General features: G+C 73.5%; 19 protein-coding genes. 4 read left to right on the plus strand and 15 right to left on the minus strand.

Going from position 1 to position 19096, the window contains the following annotated elements:
* Positions 1-44 precede the first annotated feature (44 nt).
* Genes ACIGFK_RS34720 through ACIGFK_RS34730 form a run of 3 tightly spaced genes read left to right on the plus strand, consistent with a single transcriptional unit; the run spans position 45 to position 2220 of the window.
* Entirely contained in the window at positions 45-242 is a 198-nt protein-coding gene (locus tag ACIGFK_RS34720) for an MbtH family protein (protein WP_376655342.1), read from the plus strand.
* 3 nt (positions 243-245) lie between these two features.
* On the plus strand, positions 246-1199 hold the full coding sequence (locus ACIGFK_RS34725; protein ID WP_376655343.1) for an ATP-binding cassette domain-containing protein: 954 nt from the start codon (positions 246-248) through the stop codon (positions 1197-1199).
* Positions 1200-1236: 37 nt separating this feature from the next.
* Entirely contained in the window at positions 1237-2220 is a 984-nt protein-coding gene (locus ACIGFK_RS34730) for an ArsR/SmtB family transcription factor (RefSeq protein ID WP_386468628.1), read from the plus strand.
* A gap of 51 nt (positions 2221-2271) precedes the next feature.
* Here the strand turns inward: ACIGFK_RS34730 and ACIGFK_RS34735 are convergent, their stop codons facing one another.
* The 11 genes from ACIGFK_RS34735 to ACIGFK_RS34785 all read right to left on the minus strand — a co-directional run bounded on the left by ACIGFK_RS34735 (position 2272) and on the right by ACIGFK_RS34785 (position 13767).
* The gene (locus ACIGFK_RS34735) at positions 2272-2787 is read right to left on the minus strand and encodes a flavin reductase family protein (RefSeq protein ID WP_376655345.1); all 516 of its coding nucleotides are present in this window, start codon (positions 2785-2787) and stop codon (positions 2272-2274) included.
* Positions 2784-4058, minus strand: a complete 1275-nt coding sequence (locus tag ACIGFK_RS34740) for a cation:proton antiporter (protein ID WP_400055050.1) — start codon at positions 4056-4058, stop codon at positions 2784-2786. The genes ACIGFK_RS34735 and ACIGFK_RS34740 overlap by 4 nt, the downstream gene beginning before the upstream one ends.
* Positions 4059-4075: 17 nt before the next feature.
* The gene (locus tag ACIGFK_RS34745; RefSeq protein WP_376655347.1) at positions 4076-5626 is read right to left on the minus strand and encodes a tryptophan halogenase family protein; all 1551 of its coding nucleotides are present in this window, start codon (positions 5624-5626) and stop codon (positions 4076-4078) included.
* Positions 5627-5841: 215 nt separating this feature from the next.
* Positions 5842-8373, minus strand: coding sequence for an FtsX-like permease family protein (locus ACIGFK_RS34750; RefSeq protein WP_400055052.1), 2532 nt, complete (start codon positions 8371-8373; stop codon positions 5842-5844).
* Entirely contained in the window at positions 8373-9161 is a 789-nt protein-coding gene (locus ACIGFK_RS34755) for an ABC transporter ATP-binding protein (RefSeq protein WP_386468621.1), read from the minus strand. Before ACIGFK_RS34755 ends, ACIGFK_RS34750 begins: the two co-directional genes overlap by 1 nt.
* Positions 9158-9910 carry a sensor domain-containing protein gene (locus ACIGFK_RS34760; RefSeq protein WP_376655350.1) on the minus strand — a complete coding sequence of 251 codons (753 nt, stop codon included), beginning with the start codon at positions 9908-9910 and terminating at the stop codon, positions 9158-9160. Before ACIGFK_RS34760 ends, ACIGFK_RS34755 begins: the two co-directional genes overlap by 4 nt.
* Positions 9907-10143 (minus strand): hypothetical protein, encoded by a 237-nt coding sequence (locus tag ACIGFK_RS34765; RefSeq protein WP_376655351.1) that lies wholly within the window; start codon positions 10141-10143, stop codon positions 9907-9909. The genes ACIGFK_RS34760 and ACIGFK_RS34765 overlap by 4 nt, the downstream gene beginning before the upstream one ends.
* On the minus strand, positions 10140-10484 hold the full coding sequence (locus ACIGFK_RS34770) for an ArsR/SmtB family transcription factor (RefSeq protein WP_376655368.1): 345 nt from the start codon (positions 10482-10484) through the stop codon (positions 10140-10142). Before ACIGFK_RS34770 ends, ACIGFK_RS34765 begins: the two co-directional genes overlap by 4 nt.
* An 87-nt stretch (positions 10485-10571) precedes the next feature.
* The gene (locus ACIGFK_RS34775; RefSeq protein WP_386468618.1) at positions 10572-11180 is read right to left on the minus strand and encodes a 4'-phosphopantetheinyl transferase family protein; all 609 of its coding nucleotides are present in this window, start codon (positions 11178-11180) and stop codon (positions 10572-10574) included.
* Positions 11181-11203: 23 nt separating this feature from the next.
* The gene (locus ACIGFK_RS34780) at positions 11204-12802 is read right to left on the minus strand and encodes an amino acid adenylation domain-containing protein (RefSeq protein ID WP_400055054.1); all 1599 of its coding nucleotides are present in this window, start codon (positions 12800-12802) and stop codon (positions 11204-11206) included.
* On the minus strand, positions 12799-13767 hold the full coding sequence (locus ACIGFK_RS34785; protein ID WP_376655354.1) for a TauD/TfdA family dioxygenase: 969 nt from the start codon (positions 13765-13767) through the stop codon (positions 12799-12801). Before ACIGFK_RS34785 ends, ACIGFK_RS34780 begins: the two co-directional genes overlap by 4 nt.
* A gap of 146 nt (positions 13768-13913) precedes the next feature.
* Here ACIGFK_RS34785 and ACIGFK_RS34790 point away from each other — a divergent pair, with 146 nt between their 5' ends.
* On the plus strand, positions 13914-14708 hold the full coding sequence (locus ACIGFK_RS34790) for an NADH oxidase (protein ID WP_376655355.1): 795 nt from the start codon (positions 13914-13916) through the stop codon (positions 14706-14708).
* Here the strand turns inward: ACIGFK_RS34790 and ACIGFK_RS34795 are convergent.
* The 4 genes from ACIGFK_RS34795 to ACIGFK_RS34810 form a co-directional block, all read right to left on the minus strand.
* Positions 14647-15258 (minus strand): DNA-binding response regulator, encoded by a 612-nt coding sequence (locus ACIGFK_RS34795; RefSeq protein WP_376655356.1) that lies wholly within the window; start codon positions 15256-15258, stop codon positions 14647-14649. The two genes, ACIGFK_RS34790 and ACIGFK_RS34795, sit on opposite strands and share 62 nt — an antisense overlap.
* Entirely contained in the window at positions 15255-16451 is a 1197-nt protein-coding gene (locus ACIGFK_RS34800) for a sensor histidine kinase (RefSeq protein ID WP_376655357.1), read from the minus strand. The genes ACIGFK_RS34795 and ACIGFK_RS34800 overlap by 4 nt, the downstream gene beginning before the upstream one ends.
* Positions 16452-16542: 91 nt before the next feature.
* Complete coding sequence (locus ACIGFK_RS34805; RefSeq protein ID WP_376655358.1) at positions 16543-18900, minus strand: TOMM precursor leader peptide-binding protein; 2358 nt, start codon at positions 18898-18900, stop codon at positions 16543-16545.
* Positions 18897-19064, minus strand: a complete 168-nt coding sequence (locus ACIGFK_RS34810) for a hypothetical protein (protein WP_376655359.1) — start codon at positions 19062-19064, stop codon at positions 18897-18899. The genes ACIGFK_RS34805 and ACIGFK_RS34810 overlap by 4 nt, the downstream gene beginning before the upstream one ends.
* Positions 19065-19096 lie beyond the last annotated feature (32 nt).

Genomic DNA, 19096 nt, shown 5'->3' on the forward strand with positions numbered 1-19096 from the left:
CGTGGACACCACGCTACGACTGCCCCGGAAACGGAGAGTGCGCTGTGAGCAACCCCTTTGAGGACCAGGACGGCTTCTTCCTCGTGCTGGTGAACGACGAGGAGCAGCACAGCATCTGGCCCGCCTTCGCCGCCGTCCCCGACGGCTGGACCGTCGCCCTCGAGGCCAGTACGCGCGACACCGCACTGGCCTTCGTCGAGGGCAACTGGACGGATCTGCGCCCGCTCAGCGTGCGCAACTGACCGATGGGCGCCGAACTGGCGGTGGAGGCGGCCGGGCTGACCAAACGCCACAAGGACAAGCGGGCCCTCGACGGCATCGACCTCGCGGTGCCGGCCGGCTCCGTGCTGGGGCTGCTCGGGCCGAACGGCGCGGGCAAGACCACGACGGTGCGGGTGCTCTCCACGCTGCTGAAGCCGGACTCGGGCACGGCCCGGGTGGCCGGGTTCGACGTGGCGCGGGAGCCCGCGGAGGTACGTCGGCGGATCGCGCTGGCGGGCCAGTACGCGGCTCTGGACGAGCTGCTCACGGGCCGGCAGAACCTGGTGCTCATCGGCACGATGCTGCACCTGGGGCGGGCCGGGGCCCGGTCCCGCGCGGCGCAGCTGCTGGCCCGCTACGGCCTGGAGGAGGCCGCGGACCGCCCGGTGGGCACGTACTCGGGCGGTATGCGCCGCCGCCTCGACCTGGCGAGCTGCCTGGTCGTGCGGCCCGAGGTGCTGTTCCTCGACGAGCCCACCACGGGCCTGGACCCGGCGAGCCGGATCCTGTTGTGGCGGGCGGTGCGCGACCTCGTGGACGAGGGCGTCACCGTCGTGCTCACCACGCAGTACCTGGAGGAGGCCGATCAGCTGGCCGACCGGATCGTGGTGATCGCGGCCGGGTCCGTACTGGCGGAGGGCACTCCGGACCAGCTGAAGAACAAGGTCGGCGAGGCCCGGCTGTCGTTCACCGTCGACGACCGGTCCATGCTGCCGGCCGCCCTCTCGGCCCTGGCCGGGGTGCGGGCCGGTGCCGAGGCCCGGGTCGACGAGCAGCGGGGCGCGGTGACGCTGCGCGTCGGAGACGGGATCCACGACGTCGCCGCGGCCGCGGCGGCGCTCAGGGACGCGGGGGTGCGGGTGGGCGAGTTCGGCCTGCGCCGGCCGACGCTCGACGACGCCTTCCTCCAGCTGACGGGGACCGCGCCGTCCGCGTAGCACTCCCCTGACACTCAAACCAGCGGGGACGAGACCTGTGCAGACCATTCATTTCACCACGTCCGACCTGGCCCGCACCCGGTTGCAGAGCACCCTCGGCCCCTTGGCCGAGGGTGTCTTCGCGCTGGGCGTGCTGACCCGCTCGGGCCAGGCCAACTACGCGCGCTGGCGGGGCGAGACCCTGGGGCGGATGCGCCGCCGGGATCCGCGGGGGGCGGTGTTCACCCGGCGGACCCGGGACCTGGGCGCCCCGGAGGACCTGCTGTTCCTGCTGGAGCACGGCGCCGCCGCCCCCGGGGGTCCGGGGGCGGGCCTGGAGGAGGCCCGGCTCGCCCTGGAGGTGTGGCGTTCGGGCGTGGCCCCGTACTGGGACCGGATCGACCGGCGCCTCGCCGCCGAATGCGAGGCGCGCGGGCGGATCGCGATGACCGGCGGGGTGGAGCGGCTGCTCGCCACGCTCCACCCGAAGGTGGTGTGGAACTCGCCCGTGCTGGAGATCCACGAGGGCCCGGACCGGGAGATCCGGCTGGACGGCCGGGGGCTGCTGCTGTGCCCGTCGGTGTTCCTGCCGGGCCGGGCCGGGCTGGTGGTGGAGGCGGAGCGGGGCAGCGGGATGGCCGCGCTGGTGTTCTCGGTGCCCGCGTCCTCCCCGCGCGACAGCGACGTGTGGGACGCGCCGGCCGACACCAGCGCCGAGGCGCTCAGCGCCCTGGTCGGGCAGACCCGGGCCGCGGCGCTGCGTACGCTCACCGCGGCGTGCAGCACCAGCCAGCTCGCCGAGCGGCTCGGCATCTCCTCGGCCGGGGCCAGCCAGCACACGGCGGTCCTGCGGCATTCGGGGCTGATCACGACCCGGCGGGTGCGCAACAACGTCCTGCACACGGTCACTCCGCTGGGGATGGCCCTGCTCGACGGCCGGCTGGGCGGCGGGGCGGCCGGTGCGCACCCGGAGGGCGGTTCCGTCACCCTGCTCGCGGCCGAGCTGGCGGCGGACCTCCTGCAGGAGGCCGCCGCCGGCTGAGTGTGCGCCGCGCGGTGCAGGCCGGATCAGGAAGCCCAGTGCGGACACCCCCTAGGCGGCCGGCCAGTCGCGGAACTGGCGCAGCCCGTACAGCAGCGGCTCCTGCTCGGCCCGCCGGACGATCCGGCGGGCTTCGCCGTACACGGTGACGTGGTCGCCCATCCGCTGGGTCAGCACCACCTCGCAGTCGGCGATGGTGTGGGCGTCCTGTACGAGGTGTGCGCCGGCGGCGTCCTCGTCCGCCGCCCACCGTACGAGGCCGAAGCGGTCGGGGTTGCCGGAGGCGAACAGCTCGGCCGCCCTGCGGCCGCCCGCGTGCAGCAGGTTGACCGCGAAGGCTCCCGATTGCAGTACGGCGTCGAGGGTCGGGGAGCCGTGGCGCAGGTTGACGAGGAGTACGGGCGGGTCGAGCGAGACGCTGCACACGGAGGAGCAGGTCATGCCGCGCTGTGCTCCGTCGTCGTCGGTGGCCGTGATGATGCCGACCCCGGTGGGGAAGCCGCTCATCATGGTCCGGAACTCGTCGGCGGTCGCCGACGGCGGCGTCCGCAGGGCCGATTCGGTCATCGCACACCGCTCTCTGTGGGTACGGGCACGGCCCGCGGCTCGGCGACCGCGGGGCCGGCGTGCGGCCGGGTCCCGCTCCTGCGGTCGATGAGCAGCAGCAGGGGTCCGGTCATCGCCGTGGTGACCAGGGCCATCACGATCAGCGCGAGCACGAGGGGCGCGGTGAGCAGGCCCGCGGCGAAGCCGGCCTGCAGGACGATGAGTTCGGTCAGGCCGCGGGTGTTCATGAGGGTGCCGATGCGGGCCGACTCCTCGGCGGACTGTCCGGCGATGCGGGCCCCGAAGTAGCCGCCGCCCGCCTTGCCCAGGCAGCCGAGGAGCACCGCGAGCCCGATGAGGGTCCAGGGGACGTCGTCGAAGGCACGGGTGAGCACGGTGATGCCGGTGACCACGAAGAAGGCGGGTACGAAGGCCCGGCCGGCCCGGGAGACCCGGGAGACGGCGGGCGCCCAGGGCGCCGACGCGTCGCCGGGGATCGCGAAGCCGATCAGCGCGGCGCCCACGATGGCCGTCATCCCGAGGGCCTCCATGCCGAAGGCGACCGCCAGGGTGAACGCGCCGAGGAGCACGGCGGCACCGGCCGGCGAGCGCCGCAGGAGCAGCGCGGCCACGTGGGTGCGCAGTCCGTGGCGCAGGGCGAAGGCGCAGACCAGGCCCAGGGCGAGGGCGATTCCGGAGCGCAGCACTCCGGCGGGGCTGCCGTCGCCGATGCCGATGGCGACGGTCAGCAGCAGCCAGCCCACTCCGTCGATGGCGATGGCCGCGGCGAGGGCGAGGCGTCCGGCGGAGGTCTCGCTCATGCCGCGGTCGGCGAGGATCCGGGCCATCACGGGGACGGCGGTGATCGACATGGCGACGGCGGTCATCAGGACGAACGCGGGCAGCGGGGCGCTGCCGCGCACGGCCGGGTCGTCGGAGGCCAGCACGTAGCCGGCCAGGAGGAGTCCGGTCGCGAGGGGCGGTACCAGGGCGCCCGCGGTCACCCACGCCGTGGTGCGGCGGGGCAGGCCCCCGGGGGTGCTGCCCAGCTCGTGGGCGAGGCCCACGAGGAAGAGCACCAGGGTGGCCTTGGAGAGCGTCTTGACGGCCTCGAAGACCTCGTCGGGGAGGACCGTGGTGTGGAAGGTGCCGGCACCGAGGAGGGCGATCGCGGCGGGGCCGGCGACCAGCCCCACCACGATCTCCCCGATGACCTCGGGCTGCCGGAGCAGCCTCGCGGCCGCCCTGCCCAGGACCGCGACGGACAGGACGACCGCGAGTGCCGCGGCCACGTGGGCGGCGTACCACATCACCGCTGGGCCGCGAAGTAGTCGTACGCCTTGGGCAGGGTGTCGAGCAGGCGGGCGGTCTTCTGCCGGATCGCCTCGAACTCTCGCTCCGCGGCGCTGCCGTCGGCGAGGCTGAGCGCGGGCGAGGGCTTGAGGTCGATCCCGCCCATGCCGAGCAGGATGCACATGTAGGAGTACGGCGGGAGCCCGTGGTAGTAGGGGAAGACGGTCTCGCTGTCGGGCAGCTGCGTCTTCCACTTCTCCAGGCGCTCGGCGAGGCCGTCCGGAATGGCCCGGGTCTTGGTGTCCTTCCAGTACTGGGTGTCGTTCCGCTTCGCCGCGACGTAGTGCAGGACGAGGAACTCCCGTACGCCGTCCATGACGTGCGCGATGGCGTCGTTGTAACGGTCGCGGTGGGTGGGGTCCCAGTCCGCTCCGGGGAAGTTCTTGGCGAGCTGTTCGATGGCGTGGTGGATGAAGAAGATTCCGGTGGATTCGAGCGGCTCGACGAATCCGCTGGAAAGTCCGATGGCGACGCAGTTCTTCACCCAGGAATTACGGGTGCGGCCGATCCGCATCTTGATGTGATTGGCCTCGACCTCGGCCGCGGCGGGGCCGACGAATTCCCGCAGGGTGCGTTCGGCCTCCTCCGGGGAGAGGTAGTCCTTGGCGTAGACGTAGCCGGTGCCGACGCGGCCCATCAGCGGGATGGTCCAGATCCATCCGGCGTCCTGGGCGGTGGCGGTGGTGGCGGGGCGGATGCCGCGCCGCTGCATGTCCATGGGGACCTGGAGGGCGACCGCGCTGTCGTTGGGCAGGGTGTCCTGGTAGGAGATGAACGGCTCCTCCAGCGCCTGGTTGATCAGCACGCCGCGGAAGCCGGTGCAGTCGACGTAGACGTCGCCGGTGATCTCGCCGTGTTCGGCGGTCGTGATCTGCGAGATCCAGCCGCGGTCGTCGAGGGCGACGTGCTTGACGTCGTCGACGATGTGCTTGACGCCCCGCTCCACCGAGTACTTGGTGAGGTACTTCGCGAGCAGCGCGGCCTCGAACTGGTAGGCGTAGGGGAACTGGGTCTTGCCCTGGTGCTCGGACATGGTCAGGCCCTGCATCTCGTCCGCGCCCTCGTCGAAGGGCTGGTCGATCAGCGTACCGTCGAGGCGGCGCGGGCTCAGGCCGGCGTCGATGACGGAGGCCATGACGAAGCTGTCCTTGTCGAAGCGGCTCGTGGGGCCCTGCTTCAGCCACCAGTCGGCCAGCGGGAATCCGTTGACCGAGCGCATCTGCTCGAAGGGGTGGTAGAAGTAGTGGCCCTTCTCGCGCCAGTCCTCGAAGCGGACGGCGAGCTTGTAGGTCGCGTTGCAGGCCGGCATCCAGTCCTTCTCCTTGAGCCCGAGGAACTCGAAGAAGTGCCGGATGTCGCTGAAGGTCGCCTCGCCCACGCCGACCGATCCGACGTTGCCGGATTCGACCAGCGTGATGTCGATACGGTCACCGAATGCGGCCTTGAAATACGAGGCCGTCATCCATCCCGCCGTACCGCCGCCGACGATGACAACTCGGTTGAGCATCACTGCCCCCTGTTCCAGTAACTCGCGGATTTCCAACTGGAATTGACCCTAGATTTGGCCCAGTCCGCCCGGTACCCCATTAAGGGAGGAGCGAATGTCCCAGGCCGCCCGGCGCGGCGCGGCCGGGAACGGCAGCGGCGGCCGGACCCGGTGAAACGGGATTCCGGCCGCCGCGGTTGCGGGGGTGCGGGTGCGCTTCCGCGACGTGCCGCGGCTCAGGCGACCGCGATCACCTCCGCGGGCCGCTGGCGCAGGGCCATGCGGCTCGGTACGAGGGTCGCCGCCAGCGTCATCACGGCGGCGAAGCCGACGACGGCGAAGTAGATCCACACCGGTCCGGAGGGCAGCCAGCCGGTGCCCAGGGCGATGCCCATGGGGGCCAGCGTGGCGAGGGCCACCGCGGTGCCCAGTGCGATGCCCGCCAGGGCGACGAGCAGGGACTCGACGGTCATCATCCGCAGGACCTGGCCCTCGGTGGCGCCGACGAGCCGCTGGAGGGCGAACTCCCGGCGCCGTTCGGCGGCCGACACCACGAGGGTGTTGATGAGCGAGATGACCGCGTAGCCGATGATCGTGCCGGCCAGCAGGTAGTTGATCCACGCGCTGGTCTGGCTGTCCTGGGCGGCGGCCTCCACGGTGGCCCGGTCGGCGACCCGCACGGCGGGCGTGGCGTCCGCGGCGCCCCGCAGGGTGTCCACGAGCGCGGCGGCCGGGACGCCGTCCTTGGCCGCGACCAGGATCTGCGGCACCAGCCCGGTGTCGGAGTGGGCCAGCACCAGCTCGGCGGGGAGCAGTCCGGTCTCGAAGCCGGGCTTGCCCTCGTACGACGCGACGATCTTCAGCGGGAGGGCGGTGCCGTCGCCGAGGACGACGGTGACGGTGTCGCCCACCCGCCGGCCCTTCTCCCCCGTCAGGGTGGTGGGCAGGGCGAGGGTGTTGCCGGTCAGGTCCGCGTACGAGCCTTCGCGCGCCGGGGCCGAGAGGGTGGCGGCGGCGCCCGCCGCGCTGACGCCCTGGACGGGGAGCTCGATCTCGTCGGGCTCGTCGTCCGGGTCGCCGCTCGGCTCGAGGATGTAGGCCTTGCCCGGGATGTACGCGGACGCTCCCGCGACGCCGGGCAGTGCGGCGATCCGCTCGACCTGGCCCGGCTCCATGCCGCCTGCGGCCGAGCTGACGACCGCGTCGGCCCGGACGAGGGAGGAGGCCGCGTCCCGGGAGGCCTCGGCCTGCGCGGTCTGGAGGTAGATCAGGCCCGTGGCGAGGCCGGTGACGAGCATGACCGGGGTCACCGCGCCGGCCACCCGGATCCGGCGCACGCGGGCGTTGTCCGTGGCCAGTCGGCCCGGGAAGCCCGACAGGGCGCGCAGCGGCCAGCGCAGTACGGCGGTCAGCACCCGGGTGAGCCCGGGGCTGATCAGGGCCATGCCGCCGGCCCAGAGCATGGCCGAGGGGCCCGCGGTGGCGGCGGCGATGGAGCCGCGCATCACGAGTGCGGTGACCAGGGCGAGCGCAGCGCCGCCGGCGAAGCAGAGCAGGGCGAAGAAGAGCCGGGGGCCGCTGAGCCAGCGGGTCTGCACGGCGGACTCGGCGAGCGCGTCGGCGGGCCGGGCGAGTGCGGCGCGGCGCGAGGCGATGAAGGCGGCGGCCACGGCGGAGGCGAGGGCGGCGCCCGCGGCGACGAGCATCGGGATCCAGCCGGCCCGGTAGACGATCTCGGGGGCGACGACCCCGCCGTCCGCGAGCCGTCCGAGCATCCAGCGGCCGGCGAGCCATCCGGGGACCAACCCGGCGAGGATCGCGGCGGAGCCGACGACCAGGGTCTCGCCGACGATCATGCGGCGGATCTGGGTGGGCAGCGCGCCGATGGCCCGCAGCAGTGCCATCTCGCGCAGCCGCTGCTGGACCAGCAGGGCCAGGGTCGAGCCGACGACGAACACCGCGACCATGACGGCGATGCCGCCGAAGACCGCGGACATCGAGATCAGCCGGGTGGAGGCCTCCAGGGCCTGCGGGAACTCGGCGGCGCCCCGGGCGTCGCCCGTGAGCACCTGCGCCCCGGTGCCCTTCAGCTCCTGCTCGATCTTGCCGGCCAGTTCGGCGGTGGGGACTCCGGCCTTGGGGAGCACGCCGATGGCGTCGGCCCGGCCCGGGCGGCCCAGCAGCCGGCCCGCCTCGCCGTCGGCGAAGTACAGGGAGGCGTCCGTGCCTTCGTGCGGGCGGACCAGCCCGGTGACGGTGACGTCCTCGCCGGTTCCCGCGACGCCGAGGGTGATCCGGTCGCCGGTCCTGACGCCGAGCCGGCCGGCCAGCGCCTGGTCGAGGGCCGCCTCGCCGCGGCCGCTCGGGGCGGCGCCGTCGGCGAGCGGGGCCCCGGTCAGTTCCGCGGAGGACCAGCCGTGGCCGGTGAGGCCGGTGCCGTTCGGGGCGGGGTGTCCGCCCTTCAGCGCGGTGACGGGGAAGGAGACGTCGGTCAGGACCCGGTCCACACCGGGTACGGCGCGCAGCCGGTCGGCGAGGGAGGCGTCGAGCCGGGCCCGTTCGGGCAGGGTGTCGCGCTGGAAGGTCTGCTTGCCGGAGACGACGACGGGGGCGGCGGCGAGCCGCTGCGGCGGGACGACGCTGCGGATGCCGGTCTCCATGAGCGAGCCGCAGGCCATGAGGATGGTGGCGCCGAAGAACAGCGCGACGAAGGAGGCGACGAAGCTGCCGATGCGGAACTTCAGCGTCTGCAGGGCGAGACCGAACATCAGCGGGCCCCTTCCCGGCTCGCCACGGTCTGGTCGCCCCAGGCGCCGAGGTGGGTCATGCGCTCCGCGATGGCGTCGGCGGAGGCTCCGTACAGCTCGTCGACGACCTTGCCGTCGGCGAGGAAGACGACCCGGTCGGCGTGCGAGGCGGCCACCGGGTCGTGCGTGACGACGATGGCGGTCTGTCCTCCCTGGTGGACCGATTCGCGCAGCAGCCGCAGGATCTCCAGTGCGGTCCGGGTGTCGAGGGCGCCGGTGGGTTCGTCGCCGAAGATGACGGCGGGCTTGGTGATGAGGGCGCGGGCGATCGCCACGCGCTGCTGCTGTCCGCCGGAGAGTTCGCCGGGGCGGTGGGTCTTGCGGGAACCGAGGCCGACGCGTTCCAGGACCTGGTCGACGCTGCCCGGCTCGGGCTTGCGGCCGGCCAGGCGCAGCGGCAGCGCCACGTTGTCGGCGACGGTCAGCGCGGGCAGCAGGTTGAAGGCCTGGAAGACGAAGCCGATGCGTTCGCGGCGCAGCATCGTCAGCTGCTTCTCGTCGAGCCCGGTGAGTTCCTGACCGTCCAGCAGCACGGAGCCGGCCGTCGGCCTGTCGAGTCCGGCCGCGCACTGGAGCAGCGTCGTCTTGCCGGATCCGGACGGTCCCATCACGGCGGTGAAGGTGCCGGTGCGGAAGCCGATCGACACGTCGTCGAGGGCGTTGACCCGGTTGCGTTCTCCGCCGTAGGTGCGGCTGACCCCGGTCAGCCGCACCACGTCGGCGGTGGCGTTCGCGGTTGCGGTGTTCATGGGTTCATCCCTGTCGGAGCAGTCGAAGGAGCGGAAGGGGCCGGCGTGTTCACCGGTGCGGCGGCCGCGGCGAGCGGCCCGGGTTCGGCCAGCAGGCGCTTCGCCGCGGACAGCGGGTCGGTCCTGGGTCCGAGGAGTTTGCGGGCCACGGCGCGGTGCAGGCGCGCGGCGGAGGTCACGACGTAGCCGGTGGCCGGGAGCAGTGCGCAGGCCACGAGCGCGGCGGCGAAGGCGGTGGGCAGCGTGTCGACGCGCAGGATCCCGAGGGCGCCGCCGTCGGGCACGGCCCAGTACCAGGCGGGGACGAGCGTGAGGGCGAGGGAGGTCAGCCAGATCACGAGGGCCACCGCGTCCAGGACGAGGAGCGGGACGAAGAGGCAGACCAGGTAGGCGAGGTCGCGCAGGGTCGCCGGGTCGGACCAGCGGGCCTTGACCCCGGCCCGGATCCCGTTCGGTTCGACGGTGCGGTAGTCGGCGGCGACGGGCCCGGACACGAGCCGGGCGCGGGCCCGCTCGATGTGGGCGCCGCCGCGCAGCAGGGCCGCGGCACCGATCAGCAGCGGCAGGCCGATCATGGTGATGTTGAGGACGAAGCAGACCACGACGGTGGCCAGGCAGAACGCGAACAGCACCGGGCCGGTCAGCAGGTAGCTCGCGAGGTAGGCGGTCGCGCGCCAGGGGGCCGGCGACAGCGGTAAGGACAGGGGCCGGGGCGGCAGGCCTAACGGGTCGGGCGCGGCGCGCGTCATTCGTCGACGCTCCTCAGCAGTCCCTCGACGGAGCCCACCCGCTGGGTGAGTTCCCTGACCTCGGCGTGCAGGGCTGCCTGCTGGGCCACGGCCTCTTCGGCGAGTTTGCGGTATCCGGCCATGGCCACGGCGTCCGCGCGGTGTCTCTGCAGCGTGAAATAGGCGACCGTGCTGACGCTGATCCCGCCGACGACGATGAAGGTGACGAGGATGGCGATGATTCCGCCATTCATGAGGGGGTTCCTTTCTTCCCTGCGCCGCTGTCCGCTCCCGCGGCTTGCAACTCGTCCTCCCGGAGGGCCGCGAGGACGGTGTCGACCGTGAGATGGATGTCGAACGGGGCGAGTTCGAAGAACTTCATCGCCTTGCCGTCCTCGGAGAGCTCCAGTGACCCGGCCACCAGCCCGGCCTTCTCCAGACGCTCCAGGTGCATGTACAGGAGCGGCCTGGACAGGCCGAGCCGGCGGGCCAGTTCACTGACGTGCACCCGGCCCCGGGCGAGTTCTCCCACGATCCGCAACCGCTGGGCGTGTCCCACGGCGGCCAGCAGCGTCAGCAGCTCTTCGCTCGTCAGGACCCTCACCCCATTCGTTCCACCCGCAGCCCTACCTGTAAGAAGACACTGACAGGTGTCATGAACGATGTCAATCCAGCGCAGGGGTCACAGCGGGGCGGCCAGGTGGACGTCCACCGGAGCGCCCCGGGCGTCCGGTCCCAGGACGGCGACGGTGAGGGTCACGCGGTCGTCCAGGAAGGGCGAGGAGACCGACAGTCCGGGCTCCCCGGGCGGCGGGGCCAGCGGGGCGTCCGCCCGCCGGTCCCGGGGCCAGCGGGCCGGGACCGGCGCCCGCCGCCGGAAGGCCTCCGGGTCCAGCCCGGTGCCGTACGCCTTGCCCATCGCCTCCTTGTGGGTCCACAGCCAGAAGTACGCGGCCACCCGCATCCGTTCCTCCCGGCCCTTGAGCCAGTCGGCCTCGGCGGCGGGGAACCACCGCTCCGCCAGGGCGACGGCGCGGACCGGCCGCTCCGCCTCCACGTCGACGCCGAGCGGCCCGAGGCCGGTGAGCGCCAGCGCGGCGACCCCGCGGCCGTGGCTGAGGCTCACGTGGACGCCCTCGCCCAGCCCCGACAGCAGCGGCCGGCCGTTGTCCTCGTGGCCCAGGCGCAGGGTGCCGGGTCCGGCCCCCAGCACGACTTCGGCCGCGTCGAGGACCCGGCGGCGCGACTCCGCGTCCCGCAGCCCCGGCGTCGGGACGACCACGACCGTCACGCGCCGGGGCGTGAAGACGCCGTTCACCGGACCGGCCGCGCCAGTTCGGCGAGCTGCTGCCGGGTGGCCCGTACGTCGCGCTTGCCGTTGGCGTTGACGAGCAGCCGGGCGACCACGTGCACCTCGTTCGGCACCAGCACCGAGGGCAGAACCGCCGCCAGCGAGGTCCGGACCCGTTCGGCGAACTCCCCGGCGTCCGGCCACGGCTGCGCGGGCACCACGAAGGCCTCCAGGGTGTCCACGGGCCCGCGCACCACCTCGAAGGCCGCGTCGGCGACCCCCGGGACGGACAGCGCGTGGTGGCGGAGCTCGCCGAGTTCGATCCGGTGGCCGCTCACCTTCAGCTGGTCGTCCCGGCGGCCGAGGTACAGCAGGGCCCCGCTGTCGAGGAGTTCCACCACGTCCCCGGTGCGGTAGGCCCGTCCCGGTACGTCCGCGAGGCCCAGGTCGGCCTCGTCGACGAAGCGGTCGCCGCCCCGGCCGCCCAGGTAGCCGGCCGCGACCGCCCGGCCCGCGATCACCAGTTCGCCGGCCTGCCCCGGGGCCACCGGGCGCAGTTGCTCGTCGAGCACGTGGGCCCGGGTGTTCCAGGCGGGCGTGCCGATCGGCACGGTGGGGGTGCCCGGCACGCGGCCCCGGTCGAAGACGTGCGCCAGGGCGCCGATGGTGGTCTCCGTCGGCCCGTAGTGGTTGATCAGCCGGACCCCGCCGAGGCGCGGGGCCAGCTCCCGGATCAGGGCCGGGTCCAGGCCCTCGCCGCCGAACATCAGGGACCGGGTGGTGCCCCCGTAGACCGGGGGTTCGGCCAGCACCTCGAAGAACCGTGCGTGGGACGGGGTCTGCTTGATGAAGGTGTACGGCTGTGCGCGCGGCCCGAACAGGGTCTCCTGGTCCCAGACCCCGGCCACGGTGACCACCCGGCTGCCCTGCGCCAGGGGCACCCAGAGCGAGGTCATGGCCAGGTCGAAGCCGAGGCTCCCGAAGAGGGGGCTGCCGCCCGTCGAGCGGCCGACCAGCCCGCCGCACCAGCCGACGTAGTTGACCAGCGAGGCGTGCTCGACCAGCACCCCCTTGGGCACTCCGGTGGAGCCCGAGGTGAAGACGGCGTAGGCGACGTCCCCGGGCCGGGGCAGGGCCGGCTCGGGCGGCGCGTCCAGGGCGGGCAGGACCGCCACGTCCACCGCGGGCGCGCGGCCCGCGGCGGCCGCTTCCGGGAAGCCGGTGCCGTCGTGCACGAGGGCCGCGGGGTCGCAGGCCGTCAGGACGGTGGCGATGCGCTCGGCGGGATGCGTCGGGTCGACCGGTACGTACACCGCGCGCAGGGCCATCACGGCCAGGGCGGCGGCGATCACGCCGGGCGTCCGGTCGGCGCGGACGACGACCCGGTCGCCGGGGCCCACCCCGGCCTCGTCCAGGGCGGCGGCGATCACCAGGGCCCGGTGCCACAGGCCCGCGAAGGTCAGCAGGGTGCCGGAGCCCTCGACCGCCACCGCGTCGGGGCGCCGCAGCGCGTGTTCGCGTACGAGGTGGACGACCGAGTCCGCGAGCGCGGGGCGGACCTGGCCGTACAGCGTGCCGCCCCGCGCGGCCGGGGACTTCTCCGTGATCGCGGTCCTGCTCACTCCCTGGCTCCGCTCAGCTCGCGCCGGGAGACCATGTCGCCCATGGTCACCATGATCTTGCGGGCGCCCGCGAACGGGTCCCGGCCGTGTGCGACCAGCATGTTGTCGATCACGACCACGTCGCCGCGCTGCCAGGTGAAGCGGCGGGCGAGGGTGTCGTAGAGCCCGAGCAGCAGGTCCACGGTCTCGTCCGGGATGGGCGAGCCGTCGCCGAAGGTGGCGCTGCGCGGGAAGAGCGCCTCGTCCTCGCCGAACAGCGAGGTCAGCAGTTCCCGCACCTCCTTGTCCAGGCAGGCCGTGTGGTGCAGGAACAGCTGGTTGAAGAAGACCGGTTCGCCGGTCTGCGGGTGCCGGATCACGGCCGGCGCCCACTGCCGGGTGCGCAGGGTGCCGTCGGCCAGCCATTCGCACTCGACGCCCTGGGCGGCACAGCGCCGCTCCACCTCGCCGGGGTCGTCGGTGCCGAACATCTCCTTCCAGCCGACGTCCAGCCCCTCCACGAAGTTGCGGGAGTAGCGGATGCCGAGGGTCTCGAACTGCCGCCGGATGTCCTCCGGCAGCCGGGCGTGGACCTCGCGGCCGTCGACGATCGGGGTGGCACCGCCCTGCTCCGAGGGCTGGACGCAGCAGAAGAACTGCCGGCTCGGCCATTGCGGCATGTGTGAACTCTCGTGGTGGAACAGGATCGACTGCCGCGCCGGATAGGGCGTCGACTTGTAGACCCGGTCCGTGTCCTTCTCGTGCGGGAGGTCGCCGTACTCCCCGTAGAGCGTCGTGACCAGGCTCGCCGCGACGGCTTCGAAGGTGTCGGCGTCGGTCACCGAGAACCCTCGCAGGAGCAGCGCCCCGCTCGCGCGCAGCACGGTCTCGATGGCCTCGCGCCGCTGCGCCGCCCACTCCGCGGCATCGACGCCCGGCACGTCACACGTGACGGCCGGGGGGAAGATCCCCTCTGTGAAACGCACGCCTTCACCGAACACCAGACATCTCCCTCTCACTCGCCCACCCCCGTGCGCCAGAGGGTAGGGAGGCGCCGGCGGGGGCCGACAGGTGATTAAGGGAGCGGTGAATTGCCCTGGGTATGAGATGTTCACGCCCAGTCCGTGACGACGTGGCTGGGCAGGGTGCCGCCGCGGCCCGCAGACTCGACGGGATCAACTTGGAAGGGGGCGCCACCCACATGCCGAACGCCGAGCGGAACCGTACAGTCCACCTCTGGTCGCTCTCCGAGGACGTCGTCGTCCGCACCGGCCCCGGCGCGGGCGAGTTCACCCTGAGCGGGCCGTGGGGCGAGGAGCGGCTCGGCGAGGTGGACCCGGCGGTCGGCGAGGCGCTGCGGCGGATGGAGCTCGGCCCGATGTGGCCGCCGAACCTGGCTCCCGGGGACGACGACCCGGCGGCGCCGGCCTGGTCCTGGCTGGTGCTGATGCCGGAGCTGGAGCGGGTCTCCCACCTGATCGTGCGCACCCTGGGCATCGACGACCTGGCCGGGCCGCTGCTCTCGGCGGCGCCGGTCTCCCGGTACGCGCGTTTCGGCCTGGAGCGGCTGCCGGTCCGTCAGCCCGTCTGGCTGGCCCCCGACGTGAGCCTCTCCCGCCGGGCGCAGGGGATGTCGCTGGAGGCCTCGGGGGCCCTGTACCGGGTCCTGGTGCACCGGCCCGAGGTGGCCTGGGTCGTGGGCATGCTGGCCTGGCCGGTCACCCCGGAGGACGCCTCGGCCTCGCTGGCGATGCCCGCCGGGGTGGCCGAGGGGATCCTGGACTACCTGGTGGCGGCGGGGATCGCGGCCCGGGTGGAGGACGGCGGGGCCCCGGGCCCGCGGGGCCTGGTCCGCCCGGGGGAGGTCACAGGAGCCACCCTGCTTCCCGGGCAATTCGGATGGCGTCCACGCGGTTCCGCGCGTTGAGCTTGGACACCACCGTGGTCAGGTAGTTGCGTACGGTGCCCGGCGCCAGGTGCAGCCGCCTCGCGATCTCGTCGGCCTCCGAGCCCTCGGCCGCCAGCTGGAGCACCTCGGTCTCGCGGTCGGTCAGCGGGGTCTCGCTGCCGCCCCAGGCGGCGAGCGCCAGCTGGGGGTCGATGACCCGGTGGCCGGCCGCCACCCGCCGTACGGCGTGGGCCAGTTCGTGCGGCGGGGCGTCCTTCAGCAGGTAGCCGGTGACCTGGGCGTTCAGCGCCCGGCGCAGGGTGCCCTGGCGGCCGAGGCTGGTGAGGATCAGGGTGCGGCACTCGGGAAGCTTCTCCCGGAGCCGGGCCGCGGCCGTCAGCCCGTCCAGGCCCGGCAGGTCGATGTCGATGATGGCGACGTCGGGCCGGCACTCCACGGCGGCGTCCACGATGCCGTCGCCGCGCTCCAGCTCGCACACGACCTCCATGTCGCCCTCCAGGTTCAGGAGCGCCACGAGGGCCCCCCGCACCATGTTCATGTCCTCGGCGAGCAGCAGTCGGATCGTCACCCTCGGCCTCTCTTCTCTTGCTTCTCCGGATCGGCGGGGAAGGCGTCCGCCTCCGCCACCAGCAGGAACGTTCCCTCTCCGGCGTGGACGGTGGACATGGAGCCGCCCACCTCGGCCAGCCGGGCGGCCAGGCTCTCCAGCCCCGTGCCCCCGTCCGGGGACGGGTCGCGGTGGGCCGGGTCGGCGCCGTCGTTGCGGACCGAGAGCCGGACCCGGTCGCCCGAGCGGACGGCCTCTATCTCGCAGCGGGTGGCCTTGGAGTGCCGGATGAGGTTGGTGACGGCCTCCCGCAGCACCGCCGCGAGGACCGTGTCCGTACGCCGGCCCATCGCGCCGGGCTCGATCCGTACGTGCACGGCGACCTCGGCCGAGATCAGCAGCGACTCGGCCGACTCCGCCTCCTCCGCCAGCGACATGTCGCGCAGCCGGCTGGCCACCGTCCGCACGTCCGACAGGGACTGCCGGGATATCTCCAGGACCTCGCGGATCTCCTCCATCGCGCGCTCGGGGTGGGTGGGCAGGATGCGCCGGACCACCTCGCTCTTGAGCGTGATCGCGGAGAGGCTGTAGCCGAGCAGGTCGTGCAGGTCGCGGGCGAAGCGCAGCCGTTCCTTGGTGACGGCCAGCCGGGCGAGCCGGCCCCGGGTCTCGTGGAGCACGTTGACCAGGTCCGCGAGCCGGGTCAGTCCGAAGACGACCAGCCCGGTCAGCAGGGTGGACTGGCACAGGTAGATGCTGTCGAGCACGGGGCGGCCCTCCAGCAGCGGCGGGGCGAGCATGCTCAGGCCCACGGCGGCGTACAGGCCCCAGGCCGCCCTGGCGGGCAGGAGGAGCAGCAGCGAGCCCGCGAAGAACCCCGCCATCGCCCCCCACACGGCCTTGAACAGGATGACCGGGAGGTAGGTGAGCAGTGCCTGGGCGCCCAGGGTGACGGCGTTCTGCCACCGGGGGCGGCGCGAGGCCCCGGGGCTCGAATGCCGCAGCTGGATGCAGAAGATGGCGGTGAGGCAGGCCAGCCCGGTGAGGAGCAGCCGCGGTCCGGTGTGGGCGCTCCAGATGTTGAGCGTGGTGATCAGCAGGTAGCTCAGCAGAGCCGCCGTCAGGATCACCCGGGCCAGCCGGGGAGCGGGCAGGTCCCGGTGTTCGTCGGGCTCCGGCCCGTACGGCTCGTCGGACTGCTGAGGGAGTGACATCGTCGACCGCGGGCCTCTCCTGTCGCGCCTGCTTGAGCCTCGGTGGCGATCCTATGTGGCACTCTGTTACGTAATGGCCAAATGTGGCTGGTTATACGAACATGGCAACCGGGTTGAGCTCCTCGTACGGGGTCGGTTCCGGGCACCTCCCCAGGGCGACCGGTACGTCGTAGAGCCTGCCGGGGGCGAACCGGGGCCAGAAGTGGCGCATCCCCGGAACGATCACCTTCACCACGGGAAGCCGCAGGTCGGGCCGTGTCTGATCGAGCACCAGCAGCTCCATCCCGCGCTCCCGGACCAGCTCCGTCACGACGTTCACGTCCTCCAGCAGGTCCGCCCGCGGACGGTACCCCCAGTCCTGGGGAGTTCGCGCCACGCAGGCCGGATCTGCCACCAGATATGGCTGATTGGCAACGGTGGCCCCGCTCCACCAGCGGACCGCCGCGGGGTCCGTGACCCGGTGGCCCCCGCCCGGGCCGGCGGCCGCCACGGCCGGCAGCAGCTGGCCCATCTCCGTGAGGGCCCGGCGCAGTGCGGTCCGCGGGTCGAAGTGCGCCCCGAAACCGAACAGGATCTCCTCGGCCGGACCCGATGTGCGCCGCGACAGCGCGGCCACCACCGGGATCCCGAAGTCGGAGGTGAGGTCGAGGGCCCAGACCTCCCGCCCCAGGCTCCGGTAGCCCGCCCGCAGCCGCTCGACGTACGGCTCGCCGGCGGCGTCCAGGTCGATGGCCGGCACGCGCAGCCGGTTGTACCACCACTGGGCGACCGCGTCCCGTTCGACGAGCTCCATGAAGCCCTGGAGCAGCGCGTCCTCGGGGCTGCTGCCCGCGGCGTTCCCGTTGGAGTCGGCGCACAGTCCGTCGGGGGCGTGCGTGTCGCCGAAGTACAGCAGGGAGGTGGGCAGGAGCCGGTGGGTCCGCCCGGTGAGCGACCAGACCGGGGTCCACTCCGTCGGACGGCGCTCGTCGAAGGGCTCCGGCACGTAACTCAGCGCCGATCCGGCGGCGTTCCACCGGTCCCGGTCGCGCAGCTGGCGCTCGTCGTAGAGCTGGCAGGCGTACGGGTGGACGGCCGCGGCCGCCCCCAGGGCCCGGTAGCTGTCCCGGACCACCGGCTCGTCGCCCTGCCGGGTGCCGCTGTAGCGCTCGACGGCCTCGCACAGGGCGCTCGTCCGGGCGTCCGTCTCGTCAAGCCCCTTGCCGCCGCTGAGCGCGCGCAGCCCGGCGTGCAGTCCGGCCAGCGACCGGGGGGCCAGCGCGAGGTTGTGGCCGGAGTGGAAGGCGTGCAGGAAGTCCGGGGCGCCCGGGTCCCGTTCGACCGCCTTGACCACGCCCGTCACGGGCCCGACGAGGTGCCCGTACGCCGCCAGCACCTGCTCCGCGCCGAGCGCGCGGTCCGCTCCGGGCGAGTGGGGGGCCTTGGGGCGGGAGACCGGGACGAAGGGCGAGCGGACCCTGCGGGCCACGAGGGCGGGGTCGCCGCAGACCGCGCACTGCGGCAGCCGGGCCACCGGGTGGGAGGTGATGCCCAGCTCCCGGGAGTCCAGGATCCGGATCGAGGACTGCGCCTCGGAGCGTACGCCGGCCAGCCACTTGGCGGTTTCCAGTACGGCGAGCTGGAGGGCTGCGGCAGCGCCCGCACCGAGCGAGGAGGCCGGCCGGGGCAGCGGCCCGTCGAGGCCCAGCCGGAGCTGGAGGGGGCGCTCCGAGCGCCGGTGCAGGCGCAGCCGCGTGGCCATGCAGGACCAGCACGGACCGGTGCCCGGCCGCATGACCGGCCCGATCCACGGCTCCGCCCCGGTGGCCCGGACCGGCATCCAGGGGGTCCCCTGGGCGCGGTGGACGCTGTCGGTCTCCTTGAGGGCCGGGGAGAGGAAGTCGTCGCAGAGCACCAGGGCGAAGTCGGCGTACCCGCCCGGCTCCGCCAGGCCGATGCCCGAGTCCCGGCAGGCCGCGCGGGCCCGCTCGGCCTCGAGGGGGCCGGTGGAGTCGAGGGCCACCACCCGCACCGTGGCCCGGCGCACGTCCCGGGCGGCGGCTCCGCCGTCCAGGCCGAGCAGGTCCCAGTACGCCTCGGAGTCGGCCGGGGCTCCTTCTGCGGGGGCGGCGGGGGCGGTGCAGGCGGCGGGGGCGGTGCCCGCGGCCCCGGCGGGGGCGGGCCACGTCCGTACCAGTCCCGCCCCGGTGAGGGAGGCGAGCGCGGCCCGGGTCTGGCCGGCGCTCAGCAGGGGCGCGGCGTCCCGGACCACCTGCGCGACGCTGCGGGTGCCGTCGAGCAGCGGCGCCAGCACCTCGGCGTGGGCTCCGCGCAGGGCCAGTACCTCCCGCTGGGAGACCAGGTAGGCCGCCTCACCGGGTACCACGGTGGCCGCCAAATGGGCCTTGAATCCGATGCGTTCGGTGCCGTCGCACCCGATGCCGCCTTCCTGCCCCCCGGGGAAGGTCATCGCGGGAGCCGCCCGGCGGCCGGAACCGCGACCACGCACACGGTGAACAGGGCGACGCCCTGGTCACCGGGGTGGTCGAGGTTCTCGATGACGAGGTCGTGCATGAAAGGAACAGCGGCCGAGTCGACGAGGCGGGCGGCATCGGTGCAGGCGAAGTCGTTCATGAGTGCGGGTGGGTCCCTTCATGTGCTGCGGT

The organism is Streptomyces sp. NPDC085524, assembly GCF_044541755.1.
In the GTDB taxonomy this organism is placed as follows: Bacteria; Actinomycetota; Actinomycetes; order Streptomycetales; family Streptomycetaceae; genus Streptomyces.